This window comes from Planktotalea sp. (assembly GCF_018607995.1).
Classification (GTDB): domain Bacteria; phylum Pseudomonadota; class Alphaproteobacteria; order Rhodobacterales; family Rhodobacteraceae; genus Planktotalea.
Genome location: NZ_JABBAL010000019.1, coordinates 135,639 through 150,755 on the forward strand (window position 1 = coordinate 135,639; position 15,117 = coordinate 150,755).

The following is a 15,117-nucleotide window of genomic DNA, read 5'->3' on the forward strand; positions in this document are numbered from 1 at the left end:
TTCCATAAATATCCCGGGGGAGGTTTGGCTTTGCCAAGTCGGGGGCAGCGCCCCCCCCCCAAAAAAACCTCTAAGGCCGCTCGCTTTGCTCAAACTTAGGCAGCATCGCGCTGAAATCTTTACCAAGCCCATCCTCGTCCTCAACGAACTGCGCATAAAGTGCTTGCGCCATAGCCCCCATCGGGGTGTCTGCCTTTACAGCAATCGCCGCTTCTTGCGACAGGCGCAGATCTTTTAGCATCAATTCCGCAGCGAACCCAGGTTGATAGTCATTGTCCGCAGGTGAGGTCGGACCAACACCGGGGGCGGGACAATAGGCATTCATGCTCCAACTATACCCAGACGAAGTGCTCACAACGTCAAACATTTTCTGACGATCCAGCCCGAGCTTGTCGGCTAAAGCGAAGCTCTCACAGGTCGCAATCATCGTCGCGCCAAGGATCATGTTGTTGCAGATCTTTGCGGCCTGACCATTGCCCGAAGCACCACAGTGCACCGATTTTTGTCCCATAATTTCAAAGAGCGGCAGCACCTTTGTATAAGCCTCATCGGTACCGCCCACCATAAAGGTCAACGTGCCGCCAGAGGCGCCACCAATCCCGCCAGACACAGGCGCATCAAGCGCCAAAACACCTGCCGATTCACATAGAACGGCCACATCACGCGCGCTTTCCACGTCGACGGTGGAGCAGTCTAGCAAAACCGCGCCAGCATGCATCGCAGGGATCACTTCATCCGCGACAGAGCGTAGGATCGCACCATCGGGAAGCATCGTCACAACAACATCTGCACCAGTCGCGGCCTCGACGGCACTGGGCGCGGCAGTCACACCATTTGCGGTGGTTCCGGCGACATCAAAACTGCGCACGTTATGGCCTGCTGTGGCAAGATTAGCTGCCATGGGGGCACCCATATTCCCAAGTCCGATAAATCCGATCTGCATGGCCGTGCTCTCCTGTTCAAATGTCAGCTTGTCTTTGCCCAAAGGGCGCAGCATGAAAGAGACATCAACGGGCGGCACTTTGTCCAGTGCATGTTTCCATTTGGGACTGCGATCCTTGTCGATAATCGCGGCGCGAATGCCTTCTAAGAAATCGCCATGCTCCATTGCGCGGGCGGTGTAGCGATACTCCAACTCCAATGCGCGTTCCAAATCCTGCATGCCGCGCAGACGGTGAATCATTTCGACCGCACTGGCCATGGATAGGGGCGAATTTCGTGTAATTTTTTTCAGGGATTGCACTGCAAAATCAGAGGTATCCGTGCGTAAGTTCATGCAGATATCACCAAGGCTTTCCCCGCAGAAATGGCGAGAAATGCTCTCTAGGTGCGCGCTGATATTGGCCTCTGGCGGAGCGGTGTAAAAAGTCTTAGCCGCCTCGATATCACCGCTTTGCATAAGTTCGGCCTTAAGCGCGTCCCATGACTTAGCTTGCACGAAATGATCTGCAAAGCCCGTCAAGATCGCATCCCCAGCCGACATGCGCGCGCAAGTCAGTCCGAAGTATTCCCCAAGCCGCGCAGGTGCATGGGCCAACAACATCGAACCACCCACATCGGGAATCAGCCCAATCCCGCATTCAGGCATCGCGATCTGACTGCTTTCGCACACGATGCGGTCTGAGGCATGACAACCAATGCCAACGCCACCACCCATCGTGAAGCCCTGCAAGAAGGTCACAATCGGCTTGGCATAGTTAGCGATCCGTGCGTTCAAACGGTATTCATCGCGCCAAAACCCTTGCCCATAGGCGAAATCTCCAGCGCGGCCCGTGCTGTAGAGATCTGCGATATCCCCACCAGCACAGAATGCTTTTTCACCAACCGCATCGATCACAATCAACTTAACCGCGTCGGCGTATGCCCATGTGCTAAGGGCTTCATTAATCGCACGCACCATATCATAAGTCAGCGCATTCAAAGCAGACGGCCGGTTCAATGTGATGTGACCTGCTTGGCCTGCGGCGCGGATCAAAATGTCGCTCATAGTGTTAACTCTTTTCGGGATAGGTTGATTGTTTTTCATTCATTTGGCGGCCTATGGGCAACACATTTGATGCAAACGGGGGATAGTGTGGGGTGGCATTGTTATATTTCGCGGCGAATCGCTAATATACTCACCAACTTTGGGGTGATTATCATGGAGCGCAGTGTCACGCGCATTACAGTAGCTGCGGCAACGCGGCAAAGGCCACGCATGTTGGCGGATCTGTTGCAATCCTTGCAAAGCTTGGATGTACCGCAGGGTGCGGAGCTGTCGTTTGTCTTTGTCGAAAACGATTCTGTTTTGACGATCACCGATTTGGTTGAAGACTTTCACAAACGTACAGGTTGGCCTGCGCGCGCAGTTCTTGAGACGCGGCCAGGCATTTCTTATGCGCGTAATGCTGCTATTGAAGCGGCACTTGAGGGCGGGTCTGATTGGCTCGCTTTTGTGGATGATGACGAACAAGTGCGCCATGATTGGTTGCGCCAGCTTTTGGCCGGTGCGAAAGACGCCAGTGCGCAGCTTGCAGGCGGGCCAGTAGTGCCCGTTGCGCCCGCTATGGGCTGTTCTGATGATGAAACTGACGTGCTCGCGTATTATGTGCGTGCGGCCAAGGTCAGCAATGCGCGTAAATTGGGCGCGATGACTGTGGGGCGCCGGTTTGATTTGGCAACGAACAATTGGCTTGCCGATCTGGCTGCAATTGATGCGTCTGGGTTGCGCTTTGACCCTGATTTCGGATTGAGCGGGGGCGGAGACACTGACTTTTCTCGGAGAGCGCACAAAGCTGGTCTGACGCTGGCTTGGGTGCCGCAGGCGATTGTGACCGAAGAAGTCGCAACCGCAAGGTTGAGCAAAGCCTATATCGTCGAGCGCGCGCGTGCGCAGACGATTGCCAAATATCAAATGGCCAAAGTCGAACGCCCTAGAATGGCAATAATAACGGCTATCTCGCAGGTGGTCTCCAAAGGGCTTTCGGGCGCGTTTTGTGTCGCGACGTGGCCAGTTTTTGGACGGTATAGCTATCATCGTGGATTTAGATCTCTGGGAATTGCGCAAGGATTTTTGGCAGGGCTTCGCGGTGAGAACCAAGCGTTCTACACACAAGTGACGGGCGACTGACGCTTTAAGATTGCTTGCTAAAGTATTGAAAAAAAACGCGTAATTTTAGTAATTACGCGCCTTCGTTGTGTTTAGTCCATCGCTTTGAAGTTGAACTCACCGCCTTGCTTGATGCCTGATGGCCAGCGCGCGGTCACGGTCTTCGTGCGCGTATAAAATTTGAACGCATCAGGACCGTGCTGGTTCAAGTCACCAAAGACTGATTTCTTCCAGCCACCAAACGTGTGATAGGCAAGTGGCACAGGGATTGGCACGTTGATGCCGATCATGCCTACATTCACACGGGACGCGAAATCGCGCGCAGCGTCGCCATCACGGGTGAAGATCGCGGTGCCGTTGCCGTACTCATGATCCATCGCCAGCTTGAGCGCTTCCTCATAGGAACCCGCACGCACAGTCGACAGAACCGGGCCGAAGATCTCGTATTTGTAGATGTCCATCTCGGGCGTGACGTTGTCAAAGAGGTGCGGACCAACGAAGAAGCCGTCCTCATATCCCTGAAGGCTGAAATCACGACCGTCGACGACCAATGTCGCGCCTTGATCAACGCCAGTTTGCACAAGGCGCTCAATATTGGCTTTAGCCTTCGAGGTGACGACAGGGCCGTAATCCACGTCGTTGCCGGAGGTATATGGACCGACTTTCAGTTTTTCGATCTTTGGCACAAGCGCCTCGATCAAACGATCTGCGGTGTCTTCGCCAACAGGCACAGCCACGGAAATCGCCATGCAACGCTCGCCAGCAGCACCGTAACCCGCGCCAACGAGGGCGTCGGCAGCTTGTTCCATATCCGCGTCGGGCATGATAATCATGTGGTTTTTCGCACCGCCAAAGCACTGTACGCGCTTGCCGTTGGCACAACCGGTCGCATAGATATATTCTGCGATGGGGGTCGAACCGACAAAGCCAACAGACTGTATTACATCATCATGCAGAATCGCGTCGACAGCTTCTTTATCGCCATTCACGACTTGGATGATACCTTCTGGCAGGCCTGCTTCTTCAAGCAATTCTGCAAGCATCAAAGGTACGGACGGATCACGCTCTGAAGGCTTTAGAATAAACGCATTACCGCAAGCAATCGCAGGTGCGAACATCCACATTGGGATCATGGCAGGGAAGTTAAAGGGAGTAATTCCTGCTGTGACACCAAGGGCTTGGCGCATGGAGTACATATCGATGCCAGGGCCCGCCGCGTCTGTGTAGTCGCCTTTCAGCAATTCAGGAGCACCGATGCAATACTCCACCACTTCAAGACCACGCTGCACGTCGCCTTTCGCGTCTGGAATGGTTTTGCCATGCTCACGGCTTAGCGCTTCTGCAAGCTTTTCCATGTCACGGTTCAAAAGTCCGACAAAGGCCATCAGAACACGTGCGCGCCGCTGTGGGTTGGTTGCGGCCCATCCCACTTGTGCTTCAGCGGCGATTGCCACGGCCTTGGCCATTTCTTCACCATTGGCGAGCGGCACCTTGGCCTGCACTTCGCCAGTCGCGGGGTTGTAGACGTCTGCAAAACGGCCCGATGTGCCTTTGACGTGCGCGCCGCCAATATAATGCGTGAGTTCTTGCATGGGTTTTCTCCTGTTTCGTTGACATAACTTTAATCTTGCAAAAATGCCTTTAAAAGATGCAAATGACCCAAAGTGTTTTGCATTTTTGCAAAGGGTCTGATGTGGCGCAAAATTGGGACGATCTTCGGATATTTTTGGCGGTGGCGCGTGGGCAAAGCCTTTCGGCAGCAGGTAAAAGGTTGCGTATTGATCCTGCGACAGTGGGACGCCGCGTGGCGCGCTTAGAACAGCGAATGGGCACGCCGCTGTTTGCAAAGTCACCGCTTGGCTATGAGTTGAGCGCGGCGGGTGCGCGTTTGCTGCCCCTGGCGGAGCATGCGGAACAGGCGATGGGGGCGGCAGGCGAGCTGTTGGGGACCTCAAATACCCACGGAAACGAACTTAACGGGAGCATTCGTATTGGTGCGCCCGATGGCTGTGCCAACTTTTTATTGCCGCAAGTCTGCGCGCGCATTGTGCAAGATCATCCTGATCTGGATGTGCAAATCGTGGCCTTGCCACGGGTTGTGAACCTCTCCAAACGCGAAGTGGATATGGCGATCACGGTCAGTGCGCCCACGGCGGGTCGCCTTACAGTGCAAAAACTGAGTGACTATAAACTGCATCTGGCCGCAGCACCGCAGTATTTGCAACAAGCTGTTCTATTGCGATCCAAAGAGGATCTGCACCAGCACCGCATCATTGGCTATGTGCCTGATATGATTTTTGATAAGGAATTGGACTACTTAGGTGCCCTTGGGGTCGAGCGTGTGCCCCTTGCTTCAAATTCGGTCTCTGTGCAATTCAACGCCATTCGCCAAGGTGCGGGCCTTGGTATTGTGCATGATTTTGCCCTACCAAGCGCGCCCGAATTGCAGCGTGTTCTAACTGATGAGATCAGCCTGACGCGTAGCTTTTATCTTGTGCGTCATAGTTCGGATCGACGTTTGCAGCGGCTTAACCGTTTTGCACAGGCGCTGGTGGCGGGCTTGCGCAGCGAAATTTCGCGTCTCGAAGCACAACCTTGACAGGAAAGCCGATTGCGGAAATTCTGGCTATAACGCAATAAAATGACCGGAGACGTGAATATGTTGGTTCAGCAAATCCTAAATTCAAAGGCAAACGGGGCGGTCGTCACAGTAAAACCCGGTTCATTGGTCAGGAATGCTGCGCAAATTCTAGCTGAAAAGCGGATAGGTACAGTGGTTGTGTCATCTTCTGGCGACACTGCTGAAGGAATTTTGTCTGAGCGAGACATTGTACGCGAACTGGCGGCGCACGGGGCAGGGTGCTTGGCGAAAAAGGTCGATGACTATATGACCTCTAAGCTGGTGACATGCACACGTTCCGACGCGGCTGATAGTGTGTTGCACCGCATGACTGAGGGGCGTTTTCGCCATATGCCGGTTGTTGAGGATGGCCAGTTGATCGGTCTGATCACGCTTGGCGACGTTGTCAAAGCGCGCCTGAGCGAGTTGTCGATGGAAAAAGATGCGCTGCAAGGGATGATAATGGGGCATTAATTACCGCTATCATGCGCTTCTGCCTTGCGTCTTTTTGCGCAATATTGTTGCGTGCACCTAGAATTAAAGGAGCGCGTCGATGCGAACAGGTCTGTACCCCGGCACATTTGATCCGGTCACTTTGGGTCATATTGATATCATTCGCCGCGCCTGTGCGCTGGTTGATAAACTGGTCATCAGTGTTGCAATTAACCGTGACAAAGGCCCTTTATTTTCCCTCGAAGAGCGCGTCGAGATGATCGAGCGCACATGTGCCGAGCTAAGCGCCCAGACGGGCACAGAAATTGTTGTGCATCCATTTGAGAACTTGCTGATCGATTGCGCGCGTGACGTAGGTGCGCAAATCATCTTGCGTGGTTTGCGTGCAGTGGCTGATTTCGAATATGAATATCAAATGGTTGGTATGAACCGTGTGCTGGATGACAGTATTGAGACGGTTTTTTTGATGGCCGATGCGCAGCATCAAGCGATTGCGTCAAAGCTCGTCAAGGAGATTGCGCGCCTTGGCGGCGATGTCACCTCGTTCGTGACGCCAGATGTGAACGCTGCGTTGAAAGAGCGCTTGGGTTAACTCGCGTCCAGCGCTGTGATGATTGGGGAGAAATCCGCAGCCGTCAAACTCGCTCCGCCCACCAACGCGCCATCTACGTTCTGAACTGCGAAAATTTCAGCCGCATTCGCAGGCCTGACCGAACCGCCATAGAGCAAGCGAACGCTGCGCGCTATCTGCAGGCCAAAACGCTGCTCTAAACGCGCGCGAATATAGTCGTGCACTTCGGAAATTTGCGCGATGCTCGGAACCTTGCCTGTGCCAATCGCCCAGATCGGTTCATAGGCGAGGACCAATGACTCGCCGGTGATGTCGTCAGGAATGGATCCCGCAAGCTGACTGCCAATAATATCAAGCGTGTTGTCGGCTTCGCGTTCTTCAAGTTCTTCGCCCATGCAAATGATGACCCGCAGACCCGCACTTAGTGCGGTGAGGGCTTTGGCGCGCACGTCTTTATCGTGCTCATCATGATCCGCACGGCGCTCGGAGTGGCCAAGGATCACATAGCTGGTGCCCGCATCAAGCAGCATTTCGGCAGAAATATCGCCCGTATGTGCGCCGCTTTCACGTTTATGGCAATCTTGCGCGCCAAGAGTGATTGGGCCCGACTTGGTATGCTCGAAAGCGCGGTGTAAAAGCGTGGCAGGGGGCGCGATCATGATCTCGGAAAGTGCACCAGTATGGGCCTCAGCCAGCGCTTCGATTTGAGCGAGATCCGCGCTTGTACCGTTCATCTTCCAATTGCCTGCTACAAATTTGCGCCGCATAACATCTCTCTGCCTTAATGATACCTCTAGGTCAGCGAAATTGTCAGGAAGGTCAAGACTTCGCCGCAGCTGCTTGAAGTTCTTCGACGTCTTTAAATTTGATCGATTCACCGCAGCCACATGCATCCGTTACATTTGGATTGCGGAATTTGAAACCAGACTCAAGCAGCGATGTTTCATAGTCGATTTCCGTACCAAACAAAAACATCTGCGCCATTGGCGCGATCATCACACGGGCACCGTTCTGTTCGACCAACTCATCGTTTTTGTCGACCTCATCGACGTAATCCATGGTGTATTCCATACCCGCACATCCGCCCTTTTTGACACCAATGCGTAGGCCCATGTGACCGTCTTTCGCCATCAATTTGGCGATCTGTGCTTCTGCTTTTGCAGTTATGCTTACAGCTTGCTTGCCAGGAATGCCGAACATGGGACTATCTCCGAAAGGGTTAAAGTGCGTTTAGAATATGCTTGTGCAGTTTTATACCAAGCTACATGAAGCCAAGCTCTAGGCGGGCTTCATCGCTCATCATTTCCATGCCCCATGGGGGTTCCCAAACCAGTTCGACGTTGACGGTCTTCACGCCTGCCATCGGTTCAATCGCTTCTGCGACCCAACCGGGCATTTCGCCGGCAACCGGACAACCCGGTGCGGTGAGGGACATCAGAACGTTGACGTCATTCTCTTCATTGACATCAATCGTGTAGATCAAACCAAGATCGTAGATATTTACTGGAATTTCAGGGTCATAGACCGTACGGCAGGCTTCAACCAAGCCCTCATAGAGCGGGTGGTCCGTGCTGGAGGGGACAATCAAGGGAGTGCCTTCAAGCGGCGTTGCTTCAGTCATGGATAGCCTCATTCGTGTACTTGAGTCTTTGTATAGGGATTGCGAATGCGTGCGTAAAGGGGCGGTGGTAGACGGCATTCGGTCACTGCTGGCAAATCGGGGCTTGCTGGTCGTAAGAAAAGAGCAAAAGATGCGTGGATGAGCGTAAAATCTCCCAGTAAGTGTAGAACACCGCCCACACGGGCAACGTTGATTATCATGACGGCGGGTTCCGTGCTGACGTTGAACTTGTTTTTGCCGTCGCTTCCCTCGATGGCCGCTGAATTCGGCGTCAGCTATGGCGTGATCAGCTTTTCCATCGCGGGCTATCTGTTCCTATCCGCGGTCTTGGCAATCATTTTGGGCCCACTGGCGGACCGATATGGGCGCAGACCCATCCTGCTGTGCTCATTCTCTATTTTCACACTGGCATCGGTTGGGGCCGCGCTTACCGAAAATTTCACGTTCTTTTTGATCTTTCGAATGTTGCAAGCGGTCTGCGCAGCTGGAAGTTCGCTCTCACGTGCGATTGTGCGGGACATGTATCCGCCCGGTCGCGGCACCAGTGTGCTCGGCTATATTGCGATGGCCATGGCGGTTGCACCGATGATTGGTCCTTTGCTTGGGGGACTGTTGGAAGAAACGCTAGGCTGGCGCTCTGTTTTCTGGGTCTTTGCTATTTTGGGCATGCTAAGTGTTCTGCTCATTTGGATCGATCTCGGTGAAACCGTGCCGGGCAAGGGCAGCAGTTTCGATCAACAATTAGCAGCTTATAGAGTCGTTCTGCTCTCGCATATGTTTTGGAGCCATACGATGGTCATCGGATTCTCCATAGCTGCTTTTTTCGTGTTTCTGGCTGGTGTGCCGCTTGTGGCAAGTGCGCATTTTGATCTGACACCAAGCCGTGTTGGGATGGCGCTTGGCTCTATTGCGATGGGCTTTTTCGTGGGGAGTTTCATCGCGGGACGGTTATCAGAACGCAGTCCACCAGGCTTGATGATGATCTGGGGGCGACGTGTTGCGATGATTGGCCCTATCTGCGCACTGGTGCTTGTCTTAATGAACCTCGAAACGTCCGTGGTGTTTTTCCTATTGATGGCGAGTTTGGGTCTTGGCAACGGTATTGCGCTCCCTAGTGCAAACACGGGCGCGATGAGTGTGCGACCTGATCTTGCGGCCAGTGCCTCGGGGCTTTCTGCTGCGATTGCAACGGCGATGGGGGCAATCGCCAGCGCAGTGACCGGCGCAGTGTTAACACTCGAAAACGGCGCATGGTTGTTTTGCGTTTTGTTGCTGTTGGCATGCATCGGAGCATTGGGTTTCGCACATATCGCGGCGCAGGCATTGAAAGAAGCCGCGTAGACTGCTTTTCAAATCCAATTGGTGGTAGTAGGAGGCGGGAATGACACACCGTTTTTCTTTTTCTCTAAATGCTACCGACGGGCGCGCCAGAGCTGGTGTGATCGACACGCCGCGTGGTGAAATCCGAACACCTGCTTTCATGCCTGTGGGCACGGCAGCTACTGTCAAAGCGATGATGCCGGAAAGCGTGCGCGCCACAGGTGCAGACATTTTGCTGGGTAACACCTATCACCTTATGCTGCGCCCAACCGCAGAGCGGATCGCGCGTCTTGGTGGATTGCATAAGTTCATGAACTGGGACCGCCCGATCTTGACGGATAGTGGCGGTTTTCAAGTGATGAGCCTCGCAGAGTTGCGCAAACTGACTGAAGAGGGGGTGAGGTTCCGAAGTCATCATGATGGCTCTAAACATCACCTCACGCCTGAACGCTCTATGGAAATCCAAAAGCTGCTTGGCTCTGATATTGTGATGTGTTTTGATGAATGTCCCGCGTTGCCCGCCACAGAAGGTGATGTGCGTAATTCGATGGAACTTTCTATGCGGTGGGCGCAACGTTCGCGGGATGCGTTTGGGGATCGCCCGGGGCACGCTCTGTTTGGTATTCAACAGGGTGGCGTCACCGAAGAACTTCGCGGCATCAGTGCAGAAAAGCTGCGCGAGATTGAATTTGACGGCTATGCGGTTGGTGGCTTGGCCGTTGGAGAGGGACAAGAGGCGATGTTCGGTGTGCTCGATTATGCGCCTGATATGCTGCCAATAGATAAGCCGCGTTATCTTATGGGGGTGGGCAAGCCAGATGATATCGTCGGTGCAGTCGCGCGCGGTATTGATATGATGGATTGTGTTTTGCCGTCGCGCTCGGGCCGCACGGGGCAGGCTTGGACGCGTCGTGGTCAGGTCAACATCAAGAACGCGCGCCACACAGACGATCCGCGCCCGTTAGATGAGGCCTGCACATGCCCTGCGTGTTCAAACTACTCGCGCGCGTATCTCAATCATGTGTTCCGCTCGCATGAGATGATCTCTGGTATGCTGATAACTTGGCATAATTTGCATTATTACCAAAAGCTAATGCAAGGCATGCGCGATGCGATTGCGGCGGGCACTTTTGACGCATTCCAAACTGAGTTCAATGCGATGCGCGCATTGGGCGATATCGAGCCTTTGTGAACGATCTTTACGCGACTGAAGGGTTTGTGCGTTAGACGCATTTCAAATCTAACACATAATTTATCTACAGCGCCATAGTACTTGCGCTCTGCGCCTCTTTTGTTGAAGCGGGTAACCCCGCGTTGGATGCAGTGCATTGGATGTATTGATGACGTGCGATGAAACGCATCTGATTAAGAAAGCCGCTTGAAACTTGTGCTATTGCGCCCCATGTAAATGGACTAAGAAGGAGACGATTAGTGTTGCCGCCAAGCGGGGCCAGATCGTTTTGCCAATAGTTAGGACAAAGCATGCAAAAACCCCTTAATTCATCCTATCCGGTGTTGCCGCTGCGCGATATTGTGGTTTTCCCACATATGATTGTGCCGCTCTTTGTCGGCCGTGAAAAGTCAGTCCGCGCCTTGGAAGAGGTGATGGCGGATGACAAACAGATCCTGCTCGCCGCGCAACGTGACCCAAGCGAAGATGATCCGCAAATCGTTGGTATTTTCGATGCTGGTGTAATCGCCAATGTGTTGCAATTGCTGAAACTTCCCGATGGCACCGTAAAGGTTCTCGTTGAGGGTCAGGCTCGTGTAAGTGTAACGGAATACCTTGAGAACGATAGCTTCTTTGAGGCGCGAGCAGAGCGTCTGGTGGAAATGCCGGGTGACGCAGCTACGATTGAAGCACTTGTGCGTACTGTTGCGCAAGAGTTCGAGCGCTACGCCAAGGCTAAGAAAAACGTGCCCGAAGAGGCGCTCGCCTCGGTCATGGAAACGGAAGATCCTGCGAAGCTCGCGGATCTCGTGTCCGGCCATCTCGGCATTGAAGTGCACCAAAAGCAAGAGCTGCTTGAAACTCTGTCCGTCAGCGAACGTCTTGAGAAAGTTTACGGCTTGATGCAGGGCGAAATGAGCGTTTTGCAGGTAGAAAAGAAGATCAAGACGCGCGTGAAAACGCAAATGGAACGCACCCAACGCGAGTACTATTTGAATGAGCAAATGAAAGCCATTCAGAAAGAACTGGGTGATGGTGAAGACGGCCAGAATGAGGTTGCTGAACTTGAGGGTAGGGTCCTTGCGACGAAGCTCAGCAAGGAAGCGCGTGAAAAGGTCGACGCGGAGATCAAAAAGCTCAAGAACATGAGTCCGATGAGCGCGGAAGCGACGGTTGTGCGCAACTACCTTGACTGGATGCTGGCCATTCCGTGGGGTACGAAATCCCGCGTGAAAAAGAATCTTGTCGCTGCGCAGCAAGTGCTCGACGCGGATCACTATGGTCTCGATAAGGTTAAAGAACGGATAGTTGAATATCTCGCTGTGCAGCAACGCTCAAAGAAACTCAAGGGCCCGATCATGTGCCTTGTTGGCCCTCCCGGTGTTGGTAAAACCTCGCTTGGAAAGTCGGTTGCGAAAGCTACAGGGCGTGAATTTATTCGTATTTCACTTGGTGGCGTACGTGATGAAAGTGAAATTCGTGGACACCGCCGCACATATATCGGGTCAATGCCAGGTAAGATTATCCAAGCCTTGAAAAAAGCAAAGACGACGAACCCTCTTATTTTGCTCGATGAAATAGACAAGATGGGCCAGGATTTCCGTGGCGACCCTGCATCCGCGATGCTCGAAGTGCTTGATCCCGAGCAGAATGGTACGTTTGTGGATCACTATCTTGAGGTGGAATATGACCTCTCGAACGTGATGTTCCTGACGACGTCGAACTCTTACAACATGCCCGGCCCTTTGCTCGATCGCATGGAGATTATCCCGCTTGCGGGTTATACAGAAGACGAGAAATGTGAGATCGCGAAGCAACATTTGCTTTCCAAGCAGGTTAAAAACCATGGCCTGAAAGCGGGTGAGTTCACGCTGACCGGTGAGGCGTTGCGCGAGATGGTGCGCCTCTATACGCGTGAAGCTGGCGTTCGTAATCTTGAGCGCGAAATTGCTAAAGTTGCGCGCAAAATTGTGACCAAGATTGTCAAAGGCGAGAAAACCCACGTCACTGTGACGCCCGAGAACCTTGACGACTATCTGGGTGTCAAAAAGTATCGTTACGGTTTGGCCGAGCAAGAGGATCAAGTTGGTGTTGTGACTGGTCTCGCTTATACGTCTGTTGGCGGAGAATTGTTGAACATCGAAGCACTGCGTCTTCCGGGCAAAGGTCGTATGAAAACGACGGGTAAGCTTGGCGACGTGATGAAGGAAAGCATCGATGCAGCAAGTTCTTATGTACGCTCTATCGCGCCTCAAATAGGGGTGAAACCTCCTAAGTTTGAAAAGTGGGATATCCACGTGCACGTGCCGGAAGGGGCAACGCCGAAAGATGGGCCATCCGCCGGATTGGCGATGGTTACGTCGATCGTGTCAGTTCTAACGGGCATACCGATCCGCAAGGATATCGCGATGACGGGAGAGGTGACATTGCGCGGCAATGCCTTGCCGATTGGCGGCCTTAAGGAAAAACTACTAGCGGCCTTGCGTGGTGGCATCACGACGGTTCTCATTCCTGAAGAGAATGAAAAGGATCTGCGTGATATCCCTGATAACGTAAAAAAAGGCTTGGAAATTATTCCGGTTAGCCACGTCAGCGATGTGTTACGCCATGCTTTGATCGCGGTTCCAGAACCTGTAGAGTGGGATGAAGTCGCGGAAGAAGCAGCGGCTGCGGCACTAAGAGTCGGCGAGGGCGCGAGTAAAGTTGCCCACTGATCTACCTAGCTAAGATGACATAGAAAAGGCGGCCTTTGATGTCCAAGGCTGCTTTTTTTGCAATTGGTCGTCTTGGAACTTTTGATCAGTTGTTCATAGTCACCGCGAAAAGCGAGAGAGCCATCATCGCAACCATTGTTGTGCCAGAGCTTGAGCTCCCTGGTTTCGCATCCTCCGTAATGTGATCTTGATGCAAAATAGGATCGAAAAGATTGCCTACTGCGGTAAAAGTACCGCTAAATAGTGTCAGCGTGAAGGCCGCTACTGCTAGATATTTAATGATACCCCAATTGTTGTGAGACCGAAAAACGCCTAACTAAATCGGTTAGTTCAAGGAAACAGGTGTTAGAATGGTATGGTTTTTGTCACTCTTCGTTCAAAATGGGATAAAAGGGCAGGAATGGTGGCTAAAAGCGCTATATCGAAAACAACAGCCACAGGAGGCGTTGCCGCGGTCCTGCTTCCAGTCAAAGCGAAAAGCACTGCCAAAACGCCTATCGTTTTTGATCCTGCGCTGAAGAAGAAAAAATTGATCGAGATCGTCACAGAACGCTCCGGAGTCAAAAAGAAAGATGCTAAGCCGGTGATTGAAGCCATGTTCGCAGTTCTTGGACAGACTTTGCGGAAGGCCGCAAAATGAATTTGCAGCCATTGAGCAAAGTCAAAATTATCTGTGCGACAGATGTTCAGGGCGGTAAAGTACTATTTACCAAGGTTCGCCGAAGTAACCGCGCGCCAAAGCCCTCTGCCGATCCCGCGGCTAAAGCTGCTGAGTGAGGCTGAGCTCAGGCAGTATTTTCTTTATTCCAAAGCATGACTTGGCTTAACCTGATGCAGATTTTTGTTCAACGCGGTGCATCATGACTTACCCCACGATTTTTCTTTTGCGTCATGGGCAAACAGAGTGGAATATTGCCGCGCGTTTGCAAGGAACTCTGGATTCGGCTTTGACAGAAAAGGGTCGCTTGCAGGCCCTTCGTCAAGGCGCTTTGCTTGAGAGTTGTCTCTCGCAATATCCTGGTATGTCAGTCTTAAGCAGCCCTCAAGGGCGGGCGCTAAAGACGGCAAAGATTGCGAGCGAAGGAAAAAATTTATCAATTAATCAAGATGTTAGGTTGCGAGAGATCAGTGCGGGATCCTGGAATGGCGCGTATTTAGATGATATCAAACGCAGCCATGGCCATCTCTTCGAACAAGCGCGCAATGCGTTTGAATTGATGTTTCTCGCGCCAGACGGCGAAGACGAGACCTCTGTGCTCGCACGATGTTGTGCGGTTTTGGCCAATCAGAATAAACCGATGATTTTGGTAACTCATGGTGCGACGCTTTGCGTTTTGCGCGGTCTTTTGCGTGGAATGCAGTTCGAAGAAATGCTTAATTTGGATCACGAGCAGGGCTGTATTTATCAAATCAAAGACGGTGTCGAAACGATCTTGCGATAAACTTAAAAAAGCATGATTTTTGAGTTGCGCGAGGGAAAAGAACTCTCTAAACGACACCACAGCGGGTGATTAGCTCAGTTGGTAGAGCGCTTCCTTTACACGGAAGATGTCGGGAGT

The 15,117-nt window shown here is 52.6% G+C and carries 15 protein-coding genes; 10 read left to right on the plus strand and 5 right to left on the minus strand.

Annotation, left to right across the window (positions count from 1 at the left end):
• Positions 1-70 precede the first annotated feature (70 nt).
• Complete coding sequence (mmsB, locus tag QZ280_RS08170) at positions 71-1,987, minus strand: 3-hydroxyisobutyrate dehydrogenase (protein WP_293442428.1); 1,917 nt, start codon at positions 1,985-1,987, stop codon at positions 71-73.
• 153 nt (positions 1,988-2,140) lie between these two features.
• Between mmsB and QZ280_RS08175 the strand changes: the two genes are divergently transcribed.
• The gene (locus QZ280_RS08175; RefSeq protein ID WP_293442431.1) at positions 2,141-3,109 is read left to right on the plus strand and encodes a glycosyltransferase; all 969 of its coding nucleotides are present in this window, start codon (positions 2,141-2,143) and stop codon (positions 3,107-3,109) included.
• A gap of 71 nt (positions 3,110-3,180) precedes the next feature.
• Here the strand turns inward: QZ280_RS08175 and QZ280_RS08180 are convergent, their stop codons facing one another.
• Positions 3,181-4,680, minus strand: coding sequence for a CoA-acylating methylmalonate-semialdehyde dehydrogenase (locus QZ280_RS08180; RefSeq protein ID WP_293442433.1), 1,500 nt, complete (start codon positions 4,678-4,680; stop codon positions 3,181-3,183).
• Positions 4,681-4,781: 101 nt separating this feature from the next.
• Between QZ280_RS08180 and QZ280_RS08185 the strand changes: the two genes are divergently transcribed.
• The 3 genes from QZ280_RS08185 (at position 4,782) to coaD (ending at position 6,753) form a co-directional block, all read left to right on the plus strand.
• A complete protein-coding gene (locus tag QZ280_RS08185; protein ID WP_293442479.1) occupies positions 4,782-5,687 on the plus strand; it encodes a LysR family transcriptional regulator in 906 nt (301 codons plus the stop codon).
• Positions 5,688-5,747: 60 nt separating this feature from the next.
• Complete coding sequence (locus QZ280_RS08190; protein ID WP_293442436.1) at positions 5,748-6,182, plus strand: CBS domain-containing protein; 435 nt, start codon at positions 5,748-5,750, stop codon at positions 6,180-6,182.
• A 79-nt stretch (positions 6,183-6,261) separates the two neighbouring features.
• Positions 6,262-6,753, plus strand: coding sequence for a pantetheine-phosphate adenylyltransferase (gene coaD, locus QZ280_RS08195; protein ID WP_293442439.1), 492 nt, complete (start codon positions 6,262-6,264; stop codon positions 6,751-6,753).
• Here coaD and tpiA read toward each other — a convergent pair.
• The 3 genes from tpiA to QZ280_RS08210 form a co-directional block, all read right to left on the minus strand.
• On the minus strand, positions 6,750-7,499 hold the full coding sequence (gene tpiA, locus QZ280_RS08200) for a triose-phosphate isomerase (protein WP_293442442.1): 750 nt from the start codon (positions 7,497-7,499) through the stop codon (positions 6,750-6,752). The genes coaD and tpiA overlap by 4 nt on opposite strands.
• 52 nt (positions 7,500-7,551) lie before the next feature.
• Entirely contained in the window at positions 7,552-7,932 is a 381-nt protein-coding gene (locus QZ280_RS08205; protein WP_293442444.1) for an iron-sulfur cluster assembly accessory protein, read from the minus strand.
• 61 nt (positions 7,933-7,993) lie between these two features.
• Positions 7,994-8,353, minus strand: a complete 360-nt coding sequence (locus QZ280_RS08210) for an SUF system Fe-S cluster assembly protein (RefSeq protein WP_293442447.1) — start codon at positions 8,351-8,353, stop codon at positions 7,994-7,996.
• 138 nt (positions 8,354-8,491) lie between these two features.
• Here QZ280_RS08210 and QZ280_RS08215 point away from each other — a divergent pair, with 138 nt between their 5' ends.
• The 6 genes from QZ280_RS08215 to QZ280_RS08240 all read left to right on the plus strand — a co-directional run bounded on the left by QZ280_RS08215 (position 8,492) and on the right by QZ280_RS08240 (position 15,000).
• Positions 8,492-9,694, plus strand: coding sequence for a Bcr/CflA family efflux MFS transporter (locus tag QZ280_RS08215; RefSeq protein WP_293442450.1), 1,203 nt, complete (start codon positions 8,492-8,494; stop codon positions 9,692-9,694).
• Positions 9,695-9,734: 40 nt separating this feature from the next.
• Positions 9,735-10,865, plus strand: a complete 1,131-nt coding sequence (gene tgt / locus QZ280_RS08220) for a tRNA guanosine(34) transglycosylase Tgt (protein ID WP_293442453.1) — start codon at positions 9,735-9,737, stop codon at positions 10,863-10,865.
• A gap of 290 nt (positions 10,866-11,155) precedes the next feature.
• Positions 11,156-13,558, plus strand: a complete 2,403-nt coding sequence (lon, locus tag QZ280_RS08225; protein WP_293442456.1) for an endopeptidase La — start codon at positions 11,156-11,158, stop codon at positions 13,556-13,558.
• A gap of 38 nt (positions 13,559-13,596) precedes the next feature.
• Entirely contained in the window at positions 13,597-13,743 is a 147-nt protein-coding gene (locus QZ280_RS08230) for a hypothetical protein (protein WP_293442459.1), read from the plus strand.
• Between the two features lie 170 nt (positions 13,744-13,913).
• Entirely contained in the window at positions 13,914-14,198 is a 285-nt protein-coding gene (locus tag QZ280_RS08235; protein ID WP_293442462.1) for an HU family DNA-binding protein, read from the plus strand.
• 220 nt (positions 14,199-14,418) lie between these two features.
• On the plus strand, positions 14,419-15,000 hold the full coding sequence (locus tag QZ280_RS08240; protein ID WP_293442465.1) for a histidine phosphatase family protein: 582 nt from the start codon (positions 14,419-14,421) through the stop codon (positions 14,998-15,000).
• Positions 15,001-15,117: the final 117 nt, after the last annotated feature.